This is a genomic window from Lentzea sp. NPDC055074, from assembly GCF_053608005.1.
This window is the reverse complement of the sequence record NZ_JBSGUQ010000030.1, coordinates 13,800-32,494: the sequence shown is the minus strand read 5'-3', so window position 1 is coordinate 32,494 and position 18,695 is coordinate 13,800. Positions and strand designations below refer to the sequence as shown.

The window sequence follows — 18,695 nt, the reverse complement described above, 5'->3', positions numbered from 1 at the left end:
TTCCGTGGCCCGCTTCGTAGACCGGGTGGTGATCCACGCTGCCGCAGGCAACGGGGGCAACGGTTGTGCTTCAGTGCACCGCGAGAAGTTCAAGCCGCTCGGCGGCCCGGACGGCGGCAACGGGGGCAGTGGCGGCAACGTCATCCTCGTCGTCGACTCGCAGGTCCACACCCTGCTGGACTTCCACTTCCGCCCGCACGCCTCCGCGACGAGCGGCAAGGCCGGTGCCGGTGCGAACCGCGACGGTGCGAACGGCGACGACCTGATCCTCCGCGTCCCGGACGGCACCGTCGTGCTGACCGAGGCCGGCGAGATCGTCGCGGACCTCGTCGGCGAGGGCACCCAGCTCATCGCGGCGGCCGGTGGCCGTGGCGGTCTGGGCAACGCCTCGCTCGCGTCCAAGGCCCGCAAGGCCCCCGGTTTCGCGTTGCTCGGTGAGCCGGGCGAGACGCGCGACCTGGTGCTGGAGCTCAAGTCCGTCGCGGACGTCGGTCTGCTGGGCTTCCCGTCGGCCGGCAAGTCGTCGCTGATCTCCGTGCTCTCCGCCGCGAAGCCGAAGATCGCCGACTACCCGTTCACGACGCTGGTCCCGAACCTCGGCGTGATCACCGCGGGCGAGACCATCTTCACGATGGCGGACGTCCCCGGCCTGATCCCCGGAGCGTCGCAGGGCAAGGGCCTCGGCCTCGACTTCCTGCGCCACATCGAGCGCACCGCCGTGCTCGCGCACGTCGTCGACTGCGCCACGTACGAGCCGGGCCGCGACCCGATCGCGGACATCGACGCGCTGGAGAAGGAACTCTCGGAGTACACGCCCGCTCTCGGCGGCAACTTCGAGGACCGTCCGCGCGTGGTGATCCTCAACAAGGTCGACATCCCGGACGCCCAGGACCTCGCCGACATCGTCCGCCCGGAGATCGAGGCCCGAGGCCTGCCGGTCTTCGAGGTGTCGACGGTGTCCCGCCAGGGCCTGCGCGAGCTGTCGTTCAAGCTGGCCGAGGTCGTGCGCGAGTACCGCGCGGCCCAGCCGAAGAAGGAGTCGACCCGAATCGTGCTGCGGCCGACCGCCGTGGACGACCAGGGCTTCACCGTGACCGAGGACCCCTCGGTCGAGGGTGGCTTCATCGTGAAGGGCGAACGCCCCGAGCGCTGGATCCGCCAGACCGACTTCTCCAACGACGAAGCCGTCGGTTACCTCGCGGACCGCCTCAACAGGCTGGGCGTCGAGGAGAAGCTCGTGAAGATGGGCGCCGTCCCCGGTTGCCAGGTCACCATCGGCGACCTGATCTTCGACTGGGAACCGACCACCCCGGCCGGCATCGCGATGACGATGACCGGACGCGGCACGGATGTCCGTCTCGAGCGCAACGACCGCATCGGCGCCCACGAGCGCAAGGCCCTGAAGAAGGCCCGCCGCGCGCCCGGTGACTACGGCGACGACTTCGACGAGGAGTAAAACCGTGACGGCCCCCGTGGTCTCACAAGCTCGAACCGCGGTCGCCTCGGCGAACCGCATCGTGGTCAAGGTCGGTTCTTCTTCTTTGACCACAGCGGAAGGTGGCCTCGACCCAGCGCGTCTCGACGCGCTGGTCGACGCCCTCGCCGCCCGTGCCGCCGCCGGAAGTCAGGTCGTGCTCGTCTCGTCGGGTGCGATCGCCGCGGGCCTCGCGCCGTTGAAGATCTCCCGCCGCCCGCGCGACCTCGCCACCCAGCAGGCCGCGGCGAGCGTCGGGCAGCTCACGCTGGCGCACGCCTACGCGAACTCGTTCGGCCGCTACTCGCTCACCGTCGGCCAGGTCCTGCTGACCGCGGACGACGTGGTGCGCCGCGCGCACTACCGCAACGCCCAGCGGACGTTCGACCGCCTGCTGGCCCTCGGCGCGGTGCCGGTCGTGAACGAGAACGACACCGTTGCCACCGAAGAGATCCGCTTCGGCGACAACGACCGACTGGCCGCTCTCGTGGCACACCTGGTCGGCGCCGACGCGCTCTTCCTGCTGTCCGACGTGGACGCCCTCTACTCGGGTGACCCGCGCCAGCCGGGAGCCGTCCGCATCGCCGAGGTGGCGTCAGCGTCCGATGTGGATGGTGTGAAGGCCGGCGCCGTGGGCGCGTCGGGCCTCGGCACCGGAGGCATGGCCTCGAAGCTCGCCGCCGCGCGCCTGGCCTCGTCCGCGGGCATCCCGGTCCTGCTCACCAGCGCCACCGAGGCGGGCCGAGCCCTGACCACCGCCGACGTGGGCACCGCTTTCGCCGCAACGGGTTCCCGCCTCACCGCCCGCCGCTTCTGGCTCGGGTACGCCACCGACGCCAACGGCCGCCTGCACCTCGACGACGGCGCGGTCGCCGCGGTCGTGGGCAGGCGTCGATCGCTGCTCGCCGCCGGCATCACCGGTGTGGACGGCGACTTCGAGGCCGGAGACGTCGTCGAGCTGGTCAGCCTGGCCGGCGAGGTCGTGGCCCGCGGTGTGGTCGGGTACGACTCGGCCGAGCTGCCGTCGTTGGTCGGCCGCAAGTCCCACGACCTGCCGGAGGAGCAGCGCCGCGAGGTCGTGCACGCGGACGACCTGGTGCCGTTGACTAGGTGAGCTCCACGCCCTTCGTCTCCGGCAGTGTCAGGACGACGAGGAACGTGATCACCGCGGCGACCGCGACGTACCAGAAGAAGACGGTGCCGCCCACGGCCTGGATGACCAGCGGGGCGGTACCGCCGAACACGGCGACGGTCAGGTTGTACCAGGCACCGATGCCGAGGCCGCGCAGTTCGGTCGGGAACAGTTCGCTCATGATCGCGGGCGCGATCGACGTGATCGCGGTGTAGAAGCCGAGTCCCACGGCGAACACGACCACGAGGTTCGCGAGGCCCGGTTTGACCAGTGTCGAGAGCGGAACGACCAGCAGCGCCATCGCCGCGGACCACACGAGCATCTGCGGTTTGCGGCCGTAGCGGTCGGCCGTCCACCCCATCGGGTACTGCAGCGCGATGAACACGACGGTGCCGATCGACAGCGCCAGGAACACGTCGATGTCGTTGGCGCCCTTGCTCTTCACCGCGAACGGCGTCAGCGCGCTGAAGAACGTGTAGAAGCTCAGCGTCGACAGCAGCGTGATGCCGATGAGCTGCCCGACGGCCTTCGGGTGCTCCTTCAGCGTCATCAGCAGCGGGTTGCGCAGGTTCTCGGCCTTGGCCTTGTTCTCCTCGAACTGCTCGGTCTCCTTGAGCTCCCGCCGCAGCCACAGCCCGACGAGCCCGAGCACGCCGCCGATCAGGAACGGCACGCGCCAGCCGTAGGAGGCCATCGCGGCCTTGTCGAGGTTGCGGGACAGGAAGAACCCGAGCAGCGACGCGATCAGCACCGCCGCGCCGGTCGAGATGTAGAAGAACGACGAGTACCGGCCTCGGTGGCTCGCGGGCGCGATCTCCGCCAGGTACGCCGACGCGTTCGACACCTCGCCGCCCAGCGCCATGCCCTGCGCGATGCGGGCGATCACCAGCAGCGCCGGTGACAGCCAGCCGACCTGCTCGAACGTCGGCAGCAGGCCGATCATCACCGAGCCGCCGGACATCAGCACGATCGTGAACAGCATCGCGGTCCGGCGTCCCTTGAGGTCCGCGAACCGGCCGAGCAGGTAACCGCCGAGCGGGCGGAAGAAGAAAGCGAGCGCGAACGTCGCGAAGGTGCTCAGCAGCGCAGCGGCCTCGTTGCCCGCGGGGAAGATCTGGGTGGCGAAGTAGATGCTGAAGGCCGTGTAGATGCCCCAGTCGTACCACTCCACCGCGTTGCCGGCGCTGGACGCGACGAGCGTGCGTACGGGCAGTCGATGCTTCTGCGATGTAACCGCCATAGAGGCACCTAATCACACACAGTGCTTGGAACGAGCAACTAGTTCAGCACGGCGTTGCCATCAGGCGCGGGCGCGCCTTAGTGGTGCATAGGTCTCGGTCGGTTCATTGGCCAGGAAGTCGACGATCATCGCGTTGCACAGCGCGGGTTTCTCGTGCAGCAGCCCATGTGACGTGCCGGGAACGACGGCCAGTTCGGCGTTGGGCAGCGCCCGGTACATGGCCGTGGCGTGCTCCAGCCGCACCTCGTCGTCGTCACCGATCATGATCAGCGTCCGGTTGGGGAGCTTCGCGAGATCCGTTTCCGTGAGCGTGGGCGACCGGCGGTGCATCGGCGTCAGTTCCGTTGCCGGGTCCCAGCCGTCGTGGTGGTAGACGCCGCACACGACCACAAGGCGGTGCACGAGGTCTGGTCTGAGCACGGCGGTGAGCAGTGCCACGGTGGCGCCGTCGCTGCAGCCGAGCAGATGGGCGGGCCCGGTGCGTTCGAGGAACTCGATGGTCTCGTGGGCCATCTCGGTGTGGTCCTGAGTGTCCTGCTTGGTCCGATGTGGTGCGTGCAGGGCGAAGTCGGCGAGGGCGTCGAACTGCGGTCCGAATGCCGAGGGGTCCGCACCGCCGGGGTGCAGGAGCACGAGTGAGTCAGTCATGTGCGAGTAGACCTCTCTCGTCGTCGATACTCATCGCTGTGCGATCTATTGGGTTGGTGACGTTGGTTGTCCGCGACTACGACGAGGCGATCCGCTTCTACGTGGAGGGGCTCGGGTTCACGCTGGTCGAGGACCTTCCGCAGGGGGACAAGCGCTGGGTCGTGGTGTCGGCGGGGGAGGGGACGTCGCTGTTGCTGGCACAGGCTGACACAGGTCAGCAGCAGGCACGAGTGGGCGACCAGACCGGCGGCCGCGTCGGGTTCTTCCTCACCACGGACGACTTCGACCGCGACCACGCCCGCATGGTGGCGTACGGCGTCCACTTCCGGGAGACGCCGCGTGACGAGGTCTACGGCCGCGTCGCCGTGTTCGAGGACCTCTACGGCAACCGCTGGGACCTGCTTCAGCCCGCCCGCGCCTGACCGGGCGACACCCCGACGATCCGTTTGAACGCCCGGCTGAACGCGGCCTCCGACTCGTAGCCGAGACCACGGGCGATCTCGCTGACCGTGCTGTCCCGGTCTTTGAGGCGGTTCATCGCGACGTGCATGCGCCACCGCGTGACGTAGCGCATGGCCGGTTCGCCGACGAGATCGGTGAACCGCGCCGCGAACGCCGACCGCGACATGGCGGTCTGGTGCGCGAGGCGTTCGACGGTCCACGGCTGCGCGGGGTCGCGGTGGATCAGCGCGAGGGCCTGCCCGATCTGCTGGTCCTGCAACGCACCCAGCCAGCCCGTGCGCGCGGCCGGGTCGTTGGCGAGCCACGAGCGGATCGTCTGGATCACCAACACGTCCGCGAGCCTGGTGATGACCGCCTCACCGCCGGGGCGCACGGCCTGCGACTCGGCGGCGATCAGGTCGATCGTGGCGCGCATGTCGTCGGCACGGCGGACGTACAACACGTTGGGCAGCACGGTGATGAGGTGCTTCGCGGCCGGATGGTCGAAGCGCACCGCACCACACACGAGGTGCGTCACGGCACCACCGCCGCCATGGCGCAGGATCGCGTAGTTGTCGGTCTCGAACTCGTGCGGCAGCGTCGTGACGACCGGCGACTCCGCCTCCCCGTAGAACAGCCGGTGGCGCTGCCCGCCGGGGACGAGCAGCACGTCACCGGGTTCGAGCGAGGTGACCTGGCCGTCGACCTCGACGTCGCACCGCCCGCTGGTCAGGACGTGGAACCACAGGCAGTCGCCCATGTCGGGCATGATCGCGCCCCACGGCTCGGTGAGCTCGTTGCGGCAGTAGAAGGTGCCGGACATCCTCAACAGGTGCAGTGCCTCGCCCAGCGCGTCCGTCATGCCGTTGATTCTGGACGAACGAGCAAGCCCGCGCGATGAATTGTCATTGAGAGTCTCGCGTCCGGCGACCAGAGTTGGCGCCATGGGGACACTCACGCTGATCGCAGTCACTGCCACCGGTCTGATGGCCGGTGTGTTCTTCGCCTTCTCCGTCGCCGTCATGCCGGGCCTCGCGGACCTGCCCGCCGCGGACGCCCGCGCCGTCATGCGCCGGATCAACGCACGCATTCAGAACCCGGTGTTCCTGCTGCTGTTCCTCGGTACCGCGGTCGTGTGCGGCATCGAGGTCTTCCAGGGCCGGATCGTCGGTGGCCTGCTCTACATCGTCGGCTGCCTGCTGCTCACGATGTTCGTCAACGTGCCCATGAACAACCGTCTCGAACAGACCGACGACGCCTACTGGCCCACCTACCTGCGCACGTGGACCCTCTGGAACCACGTGCGCACGGTCGCCTGCACCGCGGCGACGGTCATCCTGCCGCTCGGATTCTGAGACCGTTCTTCGGACGCATCGCGGCGAGCCCTGTCGGCGTCAGGCGCTGGGGCAGCAGTTCGGGCTTGGGCCGCTGCAGCAACACCTTCAGCATCACGGTGAGCTCGGTGATGGCGAGCCCGGCACCGACACAGCGGTGCGGGCCACCGCCGAACGGCAGGAACTCGTGCGGCGCCGGCTTCGTCTCCCAGCGGTCCGGATCGAACTTCAGCGGGTCCGGGAAGACCTCGGCCAGCCGATGCGTGACGTACGGGCTGTACAGCAGGAACGTGCCCTGCTTGATCTTCTTCCCGGCGAACTCGAAGTCCTGCGTCGCGACCCGCGCGGACACCACCGCCGGCGGGTAGAGCCGCAGCGTCTCGTTGACGACGTTCGCCAGGTACTCGTCGTCCTCCCGCGCCCGCTCCCAGACCCCGTTGTGCCGCAACAGGTTGAACACGGCCCACGCCATCGCGCCACTGGTCGTCTCGTACCCGGCCGCGATGAGCGTGACGATCTGGTCGCGCACCTCCAGGTCGCTCAGCCCGTCACCCTCCACGAGAGAGGCGAGCACGTCACCAGCCGTCTTGCCTTGACGCGTCTCCTCAATCGCCCGGTACACCCGCGCGTCCACGGCCCGACGCGCCCGCATCGCGTTGCGCCAAGCAGGCGCCCTCATCGTCCGCAGCAGCGTGACGACCGCCGGGTTGCGGTCGATCAGGTTGATCAGCACCTGCAGGTGCGCACCGAAGAAGTCCGACTCCTGAGCCAGCTCCTCGCCGAACAGCGCGTGGATAGTGCTGTGCCGAATAGCCCGCCGGAACTCCTGGTAAGCGTCAACGGTCTCGCCAGGCCGCCACGCGTCGACCGTCGCCTCGGCGTTGGCCCGCATGACCGGCTCGTAACTCGCGATCTGCCGATGCGCCAACGCGGGCTGCACGAACCGCCGCCGTCGCTTGTGGTCCTCGCCGTCACTGACGATCAACGACGTCGGCCCGTCCACCGGCACCAGCGACTGGAACGCCCGCTCCACCTCGAACAGCTCGGAGTGCGCGAACACGAACCGGTTCGCCTCGGGCCCGAGCAGGTAGGTGTAGGGGCCCATCCGCACGACCGGCCCGAACCGCCGGTGCAGAGACGCTAGGAGGTCTGCCTGCCGGTACCGCACGACGTCCGGAGTCATGGCGCTGACAGTGCCACACGACGCCGTTTTTCTCGCCGGAGTCCGAACGGCGCACGCCTGCCGGCGTTCGGGTGCAGAATGTGGCGCCGCCGCGCCACTGCAAACACCCTGGGCCTGCACGGCTGGCCAGCCGAGGCTTCGGCCTCCGAGTCGCCCGCACCTCCGCCGACCCAATGCAGGCTCCCGGCACTTCGTCCGCCCGCGGAGCTTGGCATCGGTCGGTCTGCTGGCTCTGCGAGGCCTAGTCTCACAGAACCCGTGGTGCGCGATTGTCAATGTCACCTCTGACGAGCTAGCGAATCATGCGCCTCCCGGCCGCCGTGGCAACAGCACACAACACCACGATCTGGTTGCCCGGTAGGAAGATCGTGATCAACGAAAGGGTCCGATGCCAGCCGCCATTGAGGTCAGCTGTGGATCTTGCGATGTCCTCTGCGGCATCAGCCATCCACAACTGCTGAACTTGCTCTCTGCATCCTTTGCACGCGGCGAGGTTCCTAACGCACTACACAGGTGACGGCTGATCCTGACCACGGCAAGGAGGTGGCGCGAGCGTGGCGAGTTCGCTCGACTTCGATGACTTCTTCCGACGCGAGTTCGGGCGCCTTGTCGCCTTTCTGGTCAAGATGAATTTCGATCGAGCCATGTCTGAGGACGCGGCCGTCGATGCCATGATCGCGGCGCGGAGCACCTGGGCCACGCTCAAATGCGCTTCGGCGTGGGTGCGCAAAGCTGCCTATCACAATGCGTTGAAGGCATCCCGGCGCAATCGAGAAGGTGTCAAGCGCGCCATCTCCGGAGGCTGGCTGAACACGACCGAAGACCACACGGCGGAGGACACGCTCGCTGCGGTGGTGGAGCAGCCTCACGTGGAATACCTGCTGGGCAAGCTCCCCGAACGACAGCGTCTTGTGCTCGCATGGCATCTGGACTCGTTCACGAACGCCGAGATCGCGGAGGCGCTCGAGATGTCCGCCGCGACAGTGCGATCGACCTTGCGACATGCAAAAGATCGGCTCAAGAAGGAGTTCGAGGGAACGGCGGGACGCGAGTCCGAGGAAGGAGGCGAACCGCATGAAGTTCGATGAACCGCGTGCGTTCGACGACTGGCTTGACCGTGCTAACCAGGAACTCGTGACCTCCGTCGCCACCCGGTTGAATGTCGAGGCAGCGCTCAAGGAGGTGAAGCTCCGAGCGGACAAGCCCAACTCCGACCTACATCTTCCTGATGTTGTGGCAAGCAGCAAGAACGACGATGTGTTTGCAGCGGTGGCCGGAGACCGCCGGGCGGTCGAACGCGTGCTGGCCTCCATCCGCCCACTCGTCGTGAGGTACTGCCGTGCCAGGGTCGGAAGCCTCGCTTTGGCAGACGATGTGGTCCAGGATGTGTGTCTCGCCGTGCTCACCGCATTGCCCAGCTATCGCTATCAGGGCCGCCCCTTCCTCGCGTTCGTATATGGGATCGCGGCACACAAGGTCGCCGATACCTTTCGGACGGCAGCCCGGAACCGCTCCGAGCCTGTTCCCGAGGTTCCGGACGTGGTGGAAGCTGAACCTGGCCCTGAACAGCGGATGATGCAGGGTGAACTCTCCGATCGGCTAGCTGCGCTGATGAGCGTCCTGCCGGAGAAGCAGCGGGAAATCCTGCTGTTGAGGGTGGTAGTCGGACTTTCCGCCGAGGAGACCGCAGAGGCGGTCGGTTCGACGGCGGGTGCGGTGCGAGTCGCACAACATCGTGCGCTTTCTCGGCTGCGCAAGCAGATCGCCGCTGGCGATCGAGATGTCGCTCCTACCGGGTACGCCCGTGCTGACGAACAGTGAGCCGGCGATGACTGTCGACAACTCCGTCGTAGCGTCGACCGCTGCCACCGTCCTGCAGGCAGGTGCCGTCAATGGTGACGTGCACCTGCACCCGTCGGCCCTGCCGAAGGCGTTCGTGCTCGTGTTGGGACTGGTCGTGATCGGCGTCTGCTCGATCGCGATCGGCCTGCTCGGCTGGTCCGCTTCGCTGGTCAGTTCGTCACCGCCAGCGCGAACGGCAGCACGGCGGACACCCCTTCCTTCCTGAGCATCCGAGCCGCCACCGTCATCGTCCACCCGGTGTCGATGTGGTCGTCCACCAACAGAACCGGACCGTCCACACCGGACAGATCCGGGGTCTCGCCCGCCCGCACCAGCCCAGCCAGGCGCTGAGCGGAGTTGGCCCGGTGCGTCGACTCGCCGAGCCACACGGTGCCCAGGAACGGCAGCCGTCCGATCGACGCGATCTTCTGCCCGAAGCTGCCGACCAGCTGGGGCCGCCGGCGCGAGCCGACCGTCACCACGCCGACCGGCCGTTCGTCCCAGCCCCACGCCGTCAGCACCTTCACGCACGCCGCGAACACGTCCTCGGGGATCTCGCGGTCGGCGCCGTCCGCGAGCAGGTCGCGCAGCCGGTTGCCCCAGCCGATGTCGGTGAGGCGGCCCAGCGCCCGGCCCGTGGCCGCCACCTCGGTCGCGGGGATCTTGCCGGACAGCGGGACGCCGATCGCGCCCATGCCCGTCGGCCACATCTTGCGCGGCGCCACGTCCAGGCCGGGGCGCAGTAGCCGTTCGCGGGCCGCTTCCGCCGCCACCTCGGACACCTCGACCGAGAGCCGCTCGCCCGTGCAGTTGTCGCAGCGGCCGCACTCGTGCGAGGTCGGGTCGTCGAGCTGGTCCTGCAGGAACTTCATCCGGCACGTGTCGGTGCGCAGGTAGTCGACCATCACCTGCTGTTCGGCCTTGCGCGCCTCCGCGATGCGTGCGTACCGCTCGCCGTCGTACTCCCACGGCCGGCCCGTCGACTCCCAGCCGCCCTTCACGCGCCGGACCGCGCCGTCGACGTCCAGGACCTTCAGCACCACCTCGAGCCTGCCGCGCGACAGCTCGACCATCGGCTCCAGCGCCGCCGTTGAAAGCGGCCTGCCCGCACCGTCGAGCGCGGACAGCACCTGCCGCACCACCACCTCGGCGGGGAACGCCAGCGACGCGAAGTACGCCCAGATGTCTCGGTCCTCGTGGCCCGGCAGCAGGACCACCTCGGCCCGTTCGACGCCACGGCCCGCGCGGCCGATCTGCTGGTAGTACGCGATCGGGGACGACGGCGCGCCCACGTGCACGACGAACCCCAGGTCCGGCTTGTCGAAACCCATGCCGAGCGCGGAGGTGGCGACGAGCGCCTTGACCTTGTTGTTCAGCAGGTCTTCCTCGGCACGCTCACGTTCGGAGGGTTCGGTCTTGCCCGAGTACGCGGCCACCGCGAAACCGCGCGAGGCCAGGAACGCCGCGATGTCGTCCGCCGCCGCCACCGTCAGTGTGTAGATGATCCCGGAACCCGGCATGCGGTCGAGCCGCTCGGCCAGCCACCCGAGCCGTGACTCCGCGGTCGGCAGCAACGCGACCGACAACCGCAGGCTGTCGCGGTCCAGCGGCCCGCGCAGCACCAGCGTGCCCTCTTCGGCGCCGAGCCCCAGCTGCTCGGTGACGTCGTGGACCACCCTGTTGTTGGCCGTCGCCGTCGTCGCCAGCACCGGCACGCCCGGTGGTAGCTCCGTCAACAGCGTCCGCAGCCTGCGGTAGTCCGGCCGGAAGTCGTGCCCCCAGTCCGAGATGCAGTGCGCCTCGTCGACGACGAGCATGCCCGCCGACGCCGTCAGCGAGGGCAGCACCGCGTCCCGGAAGTCGGGGTTGTTCAGCCGCTCCGGACTCACCAGGAGCACGTCGACCTCACCGGCCGCCACCTGCTCCTGCACGGCGTCCCACTCGCCGGGGTTCGCCGAGTTGATCGTCACCGCGTGCACACCGGCCCGAGCCGCCGCGTCGATCTGGTTGCGCATCAATGCGAGCAAGGGCGACACGATGACCGTGGGGCCCTCACCGAGCTGACGCAGCAACGCCGTCGCGATGAAGTACACGGCCGACTTGCCCCAGCCCGTGCGCTGGACGACGAGAGCCCTGCGGCGCTGGGCCACGAGGGTGTGGATCGCCGTCCACTGGTCCTCGCGCAGGACGGCCTTCGGGCCCGCCAGTGCCCGGAGCCGTTCCTCGGCCAGTTCTCGCAACGCCATGTCGTCCATGGGGAGCAAGCTTGCCAGGCCACTCTGACAATTGTGATTGTCGCAGGTCGTAAGCTGTGTGGCGTGACTGATGACCTGCGCGACCAGGTGCACGGGGCCGCTCGCCGCGCCCGCGTCGCCGCCGACGAACTCGTCCTCGCCACCCGTGAGCGCAAGGACACCGCGCTGCACGCGATGGCCGCCGCGCTCCGCGAGCGGACGCCAGAGATCATCGAGGCCAACCAGAAGGACCTCGAAGCCGGCAAAGCAGCAGGTCTCCCGGACAACATCCTCGACCGCCTCACCCTCACCGACGCCCGCGTCGACGCCGTGGCCGTCGGCCTGGAAACCGTGGCGGGGCTGGGCGACCCGGTCGGTCAGGTGATCACCGGCGGCATCCTGCCGAACGGGCTGGAGCTCAAGCAGGTCCGCGTCCCGATGGGCGTCGTCGGCATGGTCTACGAGGGGCGCCCCAACGTCACCGTCGACGCCGCCGGTCTCGCGCTGAAGTCGGGCAACGCGGCACTGCTGCGGGGTTCCTCGACCGCCGAGAACTCCAACACCACGCTCGTCGCCGTCCTGCGCGACGCACTCGAAAGCGTGAACCTGCCGGCCGACTGCGTGCAGCTCCTGCCGTGCCACGACCGCGCGTCCGTCACCCACCTCATCACCGCGCGCGGCCTGGTCGACCTGGTGATCCCGCGCGGCGGCTCCGGCCTGATCAACGCCGTGGTCGAGCAGGCGACGGTGCCCACGATCGAGACCGGCGTCGGCAACTGCCACGTGTACGTGGACGCGAACGCGGACCTGGACATGGCCGAGGCGATCGTCCTCAACGCCAAGACGCGGCGCACGAGCGTGTGCAACGCGGCGGAGTCCCTGCTGGTGCACAAGGACGTCGCGCACGAGTTCGTCCCGCGCATCACCAAGGCGTTGCAGCAGGAGAGCGTGACCATCCACGGCGACGAGGAGTTCGCGCAGCAGCCGGACGTCCTGGAAGCCAACGACGACGACTGGGGCACCGAGTACCTGAGCCTCGACATCGCGGCGAAGGTCGTCGACTCGCTGGACGACGCGGTGAAGCACATCGCGACGTACGGGTCAGGCCACAGCGAGGCCATCGTCACCAACGACGTCACCGCAGCACGCAGGTTCACGGCCCGTGTGGACGCAGCGGCGGTGTTCGTCAACGCCTCCACGGCTTTCACGGACGGCGCGGAGTTCGGCATGGGCGCGGAGATCGGCATCTCCACGCAGAAGCTGCACGCCCGCGGCCCGATGGGCCTGACCGAGCTGACTTCCTCTAAATGGGTCGTGTGGGGCGAAGGCCACACCCGCCCGAAGGCGTAGCTCTACGTTCGGAGACATGGCTCCCACCTATCCGTTCTCCGAAGCCGACGGCCTGACCCTCGATCCGACCTATGAACGTCTACGGCGTGACGAGCCCGTCACGCGCGTGACGTACCCATACGGCGGCGAGGGTTGGCTCGTCACGTCCTACGAAGAGACGAAGTTCGTCCTGGGCGACCCGAGGTTCAGCCGTGCGCGGACTGTCAACCAGGACGTACCGCGGATGCAGCCCCTCATCGCGCCGGGCGGATCGATTCTCACGCACGACGGCGCGGACCACGCGCGCATGCGCCGGTTGGTGTCCAAAGCGTTCACGGTGCGCCGGATCGAGGAGCTGCGGCCGCGCGCCCAGCGGATCGTCGACGACCTGCTCGACCGCCTGGACAACCCCGGTGACCTGGTCGAGGGCTTCAGCATGCCGTTCCCGATCACGATCATCTGCGAGCTGCTCGGGGTGCCGTTCGAGGACCGCGACGACTTCCGCGCGTGGTCGAACCAGGTACTGGCCACGGTCGGCGGCCACACGCCCGAAGAGGCCATGCACGGCATGATGAAGTTGCACGCCTATTTCGTCGAACTCATCGCCAAGCGCCGTGCGAACCCCACGGACGATCTGATCAGCGCGCTCGTCGCCGCTCGGGACAACGAGGACAGGCTGACCGAGGACGAGCTCGTCCGGTTCGGCATCACGTTGCTGGTCGCGGGCCACGAGACGACGGCGAACATGCTCTCCAACAGCGTCGTGACGCTGCTGGAGCACCCGGAGGCCATGAAGAGCCTCCAGGACGCCCCTGAGAAGCTCCCGAACGCCATCGAGGAGCTGCTGCGGTTCATCCCGCTGGGCAGCGGCGCCGGCTTCACCCGCATCGCGACCGAGGACGTCCAGGTCGGCAACGCGCAGGTGAAGGAAGGCGACGCCCTGTTGGTGGTCGTGTCGTCGGCGAACCGCGACGAGGCGATGTACGCCAACAGCGCCGAACTGGACCTGGAGCGCGAGGTCGGCCAGCACATGCAGTTCGGGCACGGCATCCACTTCTGCCTCGGCTCCCAGCTCGCGCGGATGGAACTGCAGGTCGCCCTGGGCGCGGTGCTGCGCCGCATGCCCGGCCTGCGGCTCGCCGAACCCGTCGAGTTCCGCAAGGGGTCACTGGTCAGGGGCCCTGTGAAGCTCGTCGTGGCCTGGTGAAGAAAATCTTGGACCAACCCGCGTAATGGGGGAGCGGCCCGCGCGTTCCTCCAGTGCGCGCGGCTTTGCTTCGGGGTGAGCCGCGACCCGAACGGCTCGTCCTCCCCCTGAGCCGTGCGGTGTGATCAGCACGACCGGCGTCAGGTCTCGGGAGCGGCCCGACGCCGGTCTACGCTGTTTCGATGCGCATCGGCGTCATGGGTGGCACGTTCGATCCCATCCACCACGGCCACCTCGTGGCCGCCAGCGAGGTGCAGGACAGGTTCGACCTGGACCGAGTGATCTTCGTTCCGACAGGTCAGCCCTGGCAGAAGGCGTCGCGGGAGGTCTCCGCCGCCGAGGACCGCTACCTGATGACGGTCATCGCCACGGCCTCCAACCCCCGGTTCTCGGTCAGCAGGGTCGACATCGACCGCGACGGGCCCACCTACACCGTGGACACGCTCACGGACCTCAGGAAGCAGTACCCGGACGCCGACCTGTTCTTCATCACGGGCGCGGACGCGCTGGAGCAGATCCTGTCGTGGAAGCGGGCGGCGGACGCGTTCGAGCTCGCCCACTTCATCGGCGTCACCCGTCCGGGCTACACGCTCAACGCCCGTCACCTCCCGCCCGGTTCGGTGTCGCTCGTCGAGGTCCCGGCCATGGCGATCTCCTCGACCGGCTGCCGCGCAAGGACTGCGACGGGTCAGCCGGTCTGGTACCTGGTACCCGACGGGGTGGTCCAGTACATCGCGAAAACAGGCCTGTACGCCGAGTCGTAACCACGTTCGAGTGGATTTTGCGTGCATCCGAGCGCGCGGGGAGCAACAATCAGCGGGTTGTTGCTGGTTCGTGGAAGGCAAGACTTTGGCTACAGGCACCGTGAAGTGGTTCAACGCCGAAAAGGGCTTCGGCTTCATCGCGCCCGACGACGGCTCGGCTGACGTCTTCGTGCACTACTCGGAGATCCAGTCCAAGGGTTTCCGCTCGCTCGAGGAGAACCAGAAGGTCGAGTTCGAGGTCGGCCAGGGCCAGAAGGGGCCGCAGGCCCAGCAGGTCCGCCCGCTCTAGGCTTCGGCGCAGGTGAAGGCCACCTCAGGGCGCTGAGGTGGCCTTCGTCATGCCCGCGTGTGAAGTACCCGTTGGCGCACGCCGGTACCCTCAGTAACTCGTGTGGGCGTATCGACGCCCGCCGGAAGTCAGAGGAGTGACGTGGCAGCCACCGACGAGGCACGACGGCTGGCGCTGGTCGCGGCGAACGCAGCGGCCGACAAGAAGGCGCACGACGTGACGGTGCTCGACGTCTCCGACCAGCTCGTGATCACGGACGTGTTCGTGATCGCGTCCGCTCCGAACGAGCGGCAGGTCGGCGCGATCGTCGACAACATCGAGGAGAAGCTGCGGGAGGCCGGCACGAAGCCGGTGCGCCGCGAAGGGGCCCGCGAGGGCCGGTGGGTGCTGCTGGACTTCGTCGACGTCGTGGTGCACGTGCAGCACGTCGAGGAGCGCAGCTTCTACGGCCTGGAGCGGCTGTGGAAGGACTGCCCGCGCATCGAGTTCGAAGCGGACGTCCCCGCGGACTCCACGGCTGAATGAGGTAGCTGATGGCCCTGAGCCGGCTCGTGCTGTGGCGGCACGGTGAGACCGACTACAACGCGACCGGTCGTCTGCAGGGTCATCTGGACTCGGCGCTCACCGAGACCGGCTTGAACCAGGCCAGGTTCGCCGTCCCGGTGCTCGCCGGGTTCGAACCGGAGATCGTCGTGGCCTCGGACCTGCAACGCGCGCGCAACACCGCTGGCGTCTTCACGACGTCGACGGACGTGCCGCTGCGGATCGACGAGCGGCTGCGCGAGACCCACCTGGGCAAGTGGCAGGGCCTCAACGTCGCTGAGGTGGAGCGGGAGTGGCCGGGAGCGGTCACGGTGTGGCGCACCGACCCGACGTACGCGCCGCCGGACGGCGAGTCGCGCGTCGAGGTCGCCGAGCGGGCCATCCAGGTCGTGCACGAGGTGGACGCCGAGTTCTCCGGCACGGTCCTGCTGTGCGCGCACGGTGGCCTGATCAGCGCCCTGACCGGGCGGCTGCTCGGCCTGCCGGTGGAGAACTGGTCGCAGCTCGGCGGCATCTCGAACTGCCACTGGACCGTGTTCACACGGCGCAACGACTTGTGGCGGCTGACGTCGTACAACGCGGGCACCACGCGTTGAGACTGCTCGTCCTCGGGGACTCGCTGTCGTTCTTCGGGCCCTCGGGGCCGCTGCCCGCCGACCATCCACGCCTGTGGCACAACATCTGTGCCGAGGCGCTGGGTGGGTCGGCGGAGCTCGCGGCCGGGTTCGGATGGACGGCGCGGGACGCCTGGTGGGCGTTGACCGGGGATCCGCGGATCTGGTCGTTGCTGCCTCGTACGGACGTGCTGGTGTTCGCGGTGGGCAGCATGGACACCCTGCCCTCGCCGTTGCCGACGTATCTGCGCGAGGGGCTGCGTTATGTGCGGCCGGACTGGCTGCGGCGTTGGGTTCGTGCGCGCTATCAGTTCGTGCAGCCTCGGCTGGCGCCTTACACGCGTGCGTCGCTGCCTCCTGCGCTGACCGCGCGCTATCTGCGGGACATGCTGCAGTCCGTCCGCAACCTCCAGTACACGATGCCGGCCGTCGGGATCGTGCCGTCGGTGCACCGGGCGGCCACGTACTCGTACGCGCATCAGGGGCACGCGGCTGCGGTTGCGGCCGTGCGTGGGTGGGCCGCGGATGCGGGGGTGCCGTTGCTGAACCTGCCGACGGTGATCGGGGAGCACGTGCGGTCCGGCGCCGGGAACCCGGACGGGATGCACTGGGGCTGGGAGGGCCACGAGTTGGTCGGCAAGGCCATGGCCGCATTGATCTCGTCCGTGGCGTTGAGTCCCTCGGAGGAGTGAGCCCCGTAGGCTCGTCGCTCGTGCGCATCTCCATCGTCACCGACTCCACGGCATACCTGCCCGAGGGGTTCGCGAAGCGCCATGCGATCACCGTGGTGCCGCTGCACGTCGCGGTGGACGGTGCCGGACGCCTCGACGGCGTCGACTTCGGTCCGTTCGAGCTGGCGGCCGCTCTCGCCGAGCACCGCCGGGTGACCACATCACGTCCCACGCCCGGTGAGATGGCCGCCGTCTACCGCGAGGCGCTGTCGTCGTCGGACGCGGTCGTGTCGGTGCATCTCTCTCGTGAGCTGTCCGGGACGTGGGAGGCCGCACGACTGGCCGCCGAGGAGATCGACTCCTCCCGGATCCGCGTCGTCGACTCGCGCTCGACGGGCATGGGGCTCGGGTTCTCGGTGCTGCGCGCGTGCGCGGCCGTGGCTGCCGGACATTCGCACGCCGAGGTCGAGGAGGCCGCCACCTCAGCCGCTCTGCAGACGCGGATGTTCTTCTGCCTCGAGACGCTGGACCACCTGCGCCGGGGCGGCCGGATCGGTACGGCGGCGGCGCTGGTGGGCACCGCGCTGGCAGTGAAGCCGTTGCTGCACATGGACGACGGCCGGATCGTGCCGCTGGAGAAGGTGCGCACGATGGGCCGCGCGGTGGGCCGTCTGGTCGACCTGGCGGCGGCCGCGGCGGGCGACGGTCCCGTCGGACTGGCCGTGCACCACCTGGCCGCCCCCGAACGCGCTGCCGAACTCGCGACGCGCCTCGACGAACGGTTGCCCGGCTCGACGGGATGCGTGATCTCGGAGGTGGGCGCGGTGATCGGCGCGCACACCGGCCCAGGCGTGCTGGGCGTCGTGGTGCTGCCGGGAGGACCCGACAGCCTCCCACACACCCCCGACAATTCCCCGTCCCCGAACCGCGAGTGATCGCGACCTGTCCACAACCCGCGAGTAATCCACAGCCCCGGAGCGAACCCCACCTCCCCGCCCGCCCCGCTCCGTAACGTCCCTCGCATGTTCCCCCGCTCCCACCAGGACTCCCTCCCGACCGAACGCCTGGCCGCCCTGGCCGACAAGGTGAGAGCCGACCCGACCCTCGTCTACGCGAGGTCAGAGGACTCGGACGAACACGGCTCGCCTGCCCGCCGCTTCCGCCTGCCCCGCCTCCCGCGCCGTGGCCTGCTCGCCCTGGGCGTGGCCGTGGCGTGCACGGTGATAGGTCTGGGTAGCTGGTGGCAGAGCCCCGCCGCCGAACCAGCCCCGGACCTGGCACTCGTGAGCACCTCCGCGCCGGCACCCGAGCTGATCGTGAACGTGGTCGGCGAGGTGGCCAGCCCAGGCCTGATCACCGCACCGTCGGGCGCCAGGGTCGCCGACGCCATTCGCCTGGCCGGAGGCCTGAAGCCGGGCACGAACCTCCACAACCTGAACCTGGCCCGCAAACTCACCGACGGCGAACAGATAGCGGTGGGCATCCCACCCCCACTCCAGGCAGGCGCGGCACAAGCAGGCGGCGCACAGCCGAAGCTGAACCTGAACGCCGCCTCGGCGACCGAACTGGACGCCCTTCCCGGCGTGGGCCCGGTGACGGCCCAACGCATAGTCGACCACCGCACCCGCAAAGGCCCGTTCGCCTCGGTCGACCAGCTCCGCGACGTGGAAGGCATCGGCGAGTCGAAGCTGGCCAAACTGGCAGACCTGGTCCACACATGACCATCGCCACCAAGGCCCTGGCCCTCTAC

The 18,695-nt window shown here is 68.8% G+C and carries 20 protein-coding genes; 15 read left to right on the top strand and 5 right to left on the bottom strand.

Annotated elements, in window-relative coordinates:
- The first annotated feature begins 4 nt into the window (after nucleotides 1-4).
- Both obgE and proB read left to right on the top strand, forming a co-directional pair.
- Nucleotides 5-1,456 carry a GTPase ObgE gene (gene obgE / locus ACWF7A_RS41605; protein WP_452255972.1) on the top strand — a complete coding sequence of 484 codons (1,452 nt, stop codon included), beginning with the start codon at nucleotides 5-7 and terminating at the stop codon, nucleotides 1,454-1,456.
- A 4-nt stretch (nucleotides 1,457-1,460) separates the two neighbouring features.
- Nucleotides 1,461-2,588 (top strand): glutamate 5-kinase, encoded by a 1,128-nt coding sequence (gene proB, locus ACWF7A_RS41600; protein WP_452255971.1) that lies wholly within the window; start codon nucleotides 1,461-1,463, stop codon nucleotides 2,586-2,588.
- Here the strand turns inward: proB and ACWF7A_RS41595 are convergent.
- Both ACWF7A_RS41595 and ACWF7A_RS41590 read right to left on the bottom strand, forming a co-directional pair.
- The gene (locus tag ACWF7A_RS41595) at nucleotides 2,581-3,846 is read right to left on the bottom strand and encodes an MFS transporter (protein WP_452255970.1); all 1,266 of its coding nucleotides are present in this window, start codon (nucleotides 3,844-3,846) and stop codon (nucleotides 2,581-2,583) included. The two genes, proB and ACWF7A_RS41595, sit on opposite strands and share 8 nt — an antisense overlap.
- A 60-nt stretch (nucleotides 3,847-3,906) precedes the next feature.
- Nucleotides 3,907-4,494, bottom strand: coding sequence for an alpha/beta fold hydrolase (locus tag ACWF7A_RS41590; RefSeq protein ID WP_452255969.1), 588 nt, complete (start codon nucleotides 4,492-4,494; stop codon nucleotides 3,907-3,909).
- A 56-nt stretch (nucleotides 4,495-4,550) separates the two neighbouring features.
- Between ACWF7A_RS41590 and ACWF7A_RS41585 the strand changes: the two genes are divergently transcribed.
- Nucleotides 4,551-4,916, top strand: a complete 366-nt coding sequence (locus ACWF7A_RS41585; RefSeq protein WP_452255968.1) for a VOC family protein — start codon at nucleotides 4,551-4,553, stop codon at nucleotides 4,914-4,916.
- On the opposite strand, the gene ACWF7A_RS41580 is transcribed toward ACWF7A_RS41585, so the two are convergent.
- Nucleotides 4,898-5,797, bottom strand: a complete 900-nt coding sequence (locus ACWF7A_RS41580) for an AraC family transcriptional regulator (RefSeq protein WP_452255967.1) — start codon at nucleotides 5,795-5,797, stop codon at nucleotides 4,898-4,900. The two genes, ACWF7A_RS41585 and ACWF7A_RS41580, sit on opposite strands and share 19 nt — an antisense overlap.
- 82 nt (nucleotides 5,798-5,879) lie before the next feature.
- Between ACWF7A_RS41580 and ACWF7A_RS41575 the strand changes: the two genes are divergently transcribed.
- A complete protein-coding gene (locus tag ACWF7A_RS41575) occupies nucleotides 5,880-6,290 on the top strand; it encodes an anthrone oxygenase family protein (protein WP_452255966.1) in 411 nt (136 codons plus the stop codon).
- Here ACWF7A_RS41575 and ACWF7A_RS41570 read toward each other — a convergent pair.
- Complete coding sequence (locus ACWF7A_RS41570) at nucleotides 6,268-7,452, bottom strand: cytochrome P450 (protein ID WP_452255965.1); 1,185 nt, start codon at nucleotides 7,450-7,452, stop codon at nucleotides 6,268-6,270. The genes ACWF7A_RS41575 and ACWF7A_RS41570 overlap by 23 nt on opposite strands.
- Nucleotides 7,453-8,006: 554 nt before the next feature.
- On the opposite strand from ACWF7A_RS41570, the gene ACWF7A_RS41565 reads away from it, so the two are divergent.
- Nucleotides 8,007-8,540: an RNA polymerase sigma factor gene (locus ACWF7A_RS41565; protein WP_452255964.1), complete on the top strand. Its 534-nt coding sequence runs from the start codon at nucleotides 8,007-8,009 to the stop codon at nucleotides 8,538-8,540.
- A 145-nt stretch (nucleotides 8,541-8,685) separates the two neighbouring features.
- The gene (locus tag ACWF7A_RS41560; RefSeq protein WP_452256011.1) at nucleotides 8,686-9,273 is read left to right on the top strand and encodes a sigma-70 family RNA polymerase sigma factor; all 588 of its coding nucleotides are present in this window, start codon (nucleotides 8,686-8,688) and stop codon (nucleotides 9,271-9,273) included.
- A gap of 191 nt (nucleotides 9,274-9,464) precedes the next feature.
- On the opposite strand, the gene ACWF7A_RS41555 is transcribed toward ACWF7A_RS41560, so the two are convergent.
- Nucleotides 9,465-11,549, bottom strand: a complete 2,085-nt coding sequence (locus ACWF7A_RS41555) for a RecQ family ATP-dependent DNA helicase (protein WP_452255963.1) — start codon at nucleotides 11,547-11,549, stop codon at nucleotides 9,465-9,467.
- Nucleotides 11,550-11,612: 63 nt separating this feature from the next.
- On the opposite strand from ACWF7A_RS41555, the gene ACWF7A_RS41550 reads away from it, so the two are divergent.
- The 9 genes from ACWF7A_RS41550 (at nucleotide 11,613) to ACWF7A_RS41510 (ending at nucleotide 18,666) form a co-directional block, all read left to right on the top strand.
- Entirely contained in the window at nucleotides 11,613-12,878 is a 1,266-nt protein-coding gene (locus ACWF7A_RS41550) for a glutamate-5-semialdehyde dehydrogenase (protein ID WP_452255962.1), read from the top strand.
- 16 nt (nucleotides 12,879-12,894) lie between these two features.
- Entirely contained in the window at nucleotides 12,895-14,064 is a 1,170-nt protein-coding gene (locus ACWF7A_RS41545) for a cytochrome P450 (protein WP_452255961.1), read from the top strand.
- Nucleotides 14,065-14,246: 182 nt separating this feature from the next.
- Nucleotides 14,247-14,828: a nicotinate-nucleotide adenylyltransferase gene (nadD, locus tag ACWF7A_RS41540; RefSeq protein ID WP_452255960.1), complete on the top strand. Its 582-nt coding sequence runs from the start codon at nucleotides 14,247-14,249 to the stop codon at nucleotides 14,826-14,828.
- Nucleotides 14,829-14,913: 85 nt separating this feature from the next.
- Nucleotides 14,914-15,117, top strand: coding sequence for a transcription antiterminator/RNA stability regulator CspE (cspE, locus tag ACWF7A_RS41535; RefSeq protein ID WP_030468099.1), 204 nt, complete (start codon nucleotides 14,914-14,916; stop codon nucleotides 15,115-15,117).
- A 141-nt stretch (nucleotides 15,118-15,258) separates the two neighbouring features.
- A complete protein-coding gene (rsfS, locus tag ACWF7A_RS41530; RefSeq protein ID WP_030468098.1) occupies nucleotides 15,259-15,642 on the top strand; it encodes a ribosome silencing factor in 384 nt (127 codons plus the stop codon).
- Nucleotides 15,643-15,650: 8 nt separating this feature from the next.
- A complete protein-coding gene (locus ACWF7A_RS41525) occupies nucleotides 15,651-16,256 on the top strand; it encodes a histidine phosphatase family protein (RefSeq protein WP_452255959.1) in 606 nt (201 codons plus the stop codon).
- Nucleotides 16,253-16,966, top strand: a complete 714-nt coding sequence (octT, locus tag ACWF7A_RS41520; protein WP_452255958.1) for a diglucosylglycerate octanoyltransferase — start codon at nucleotides 16,253-16,255, stop codon at nucleotides 16,964-16,966. The genes ACWF7A_RS41525 and octT overlap by 4 nt, the downstream gene beginning before the upstream one ends.
- Nucleotides 16,967-16,986: 20 nt before the next feature.
- Nucleotides 16,987-17,880 carry a DegV family protein gene (locus tag ACWF7A_RS41515; RefSeq protein WP_452255957.1) on the top strand — a complete coding sequence of 298 codons (894 nt, stop codon included), beginning with the start codon at nucleotides 16,987-16,989 and terminating at the stop codon, nucleotides 17,878-17,880.
- Nucleotides 17,881-17,967: 87 nt separating this feature from the next.
- Nucleotides 17,968-18,666, top strand: coding sequence for a helix-hairpin-helix domain-containing protein (locus tag ACWF7A_RS41510; RefSeq protein ID WP_452255956.1), 699 nt, complete (start codon nucleotides 17,968-17,970; stop codon nucleotides 18,664-18,666).
- The last annotated feature ends 29 nt before the right edge of the window (nucleotides 18,667-18,695 follow it).

Coding starts and splice junctions, on each gene's coding strand:
- ACWF7A_RS41595 (WP_452255970.1), bottom strand. CDS start 3,846: ATGGCGGTTACATCGCAGAAGCATCGACTGCCCGTACGCACGCTCGTC.
- ACWF7A_RS41590 (WP_452255969.1), bottom strand. CDS start 4,494: ATGACTGACTCACTCGTGCTCCTGCACCCCGGCGGTGCGGACCCCTCG.
- ACWF7A_RS41580 (WP_452255967.1), bottom strand. CDS start 5,797: ATGACGGACGCGCTGGGCGAGGCACTGCACCTGTTGAGGATGTCCGGC.
- ACWF7A_RS41575 (WP_452255966.1), top strand. CDS start 5,880: ATGGGGACACTCACGCTGATCGCAGTCACTGCCACCGGTCTGATGGCC.
- ACWF7A_RS41570 (WP_452255965.1), bottom strand. CDS start 7,452: ATGACTCCGGACGTCGTGCGGTACCGGCAGGCAGACCTCCTAGCGTCT.
- ACWF7A_RS41555 (WP_452255963.1), bottom strand. CDS start 11,549: ATGGACGACATGGCGTTGCGAGAACTGGCCGAGGAACGGCTCCGGGCA.
- ACWF7A_RS41545 (WP_452255961.1), top strand. CDS start 12,895: ATGGCTCCCACCTATCCGTTCTCCGAAGCCGACGGCCTGACCCTCGAT.
- nadD (WP_452255960.1), top strand. CDS start 14,247: ATGCGCATCGGCGTCATGGGTGGCACGTTCGATCCCATCCACCACGGC.
- ACWF7A_RS41525 (WP_452255959.1), top strand. CDS start 15,651: ATGGCCCTGAGCCGGCTCGTGCTGTGGCGGCACGGTGAGACCGACTAC.
- ACWF7A_RS41510 (WP_452255956.1), top strand. CDS start 17,968: ATGTTCCCCCGCTCCCACCAGGACTCCCTCCCGACCGAACGCCTGGCC.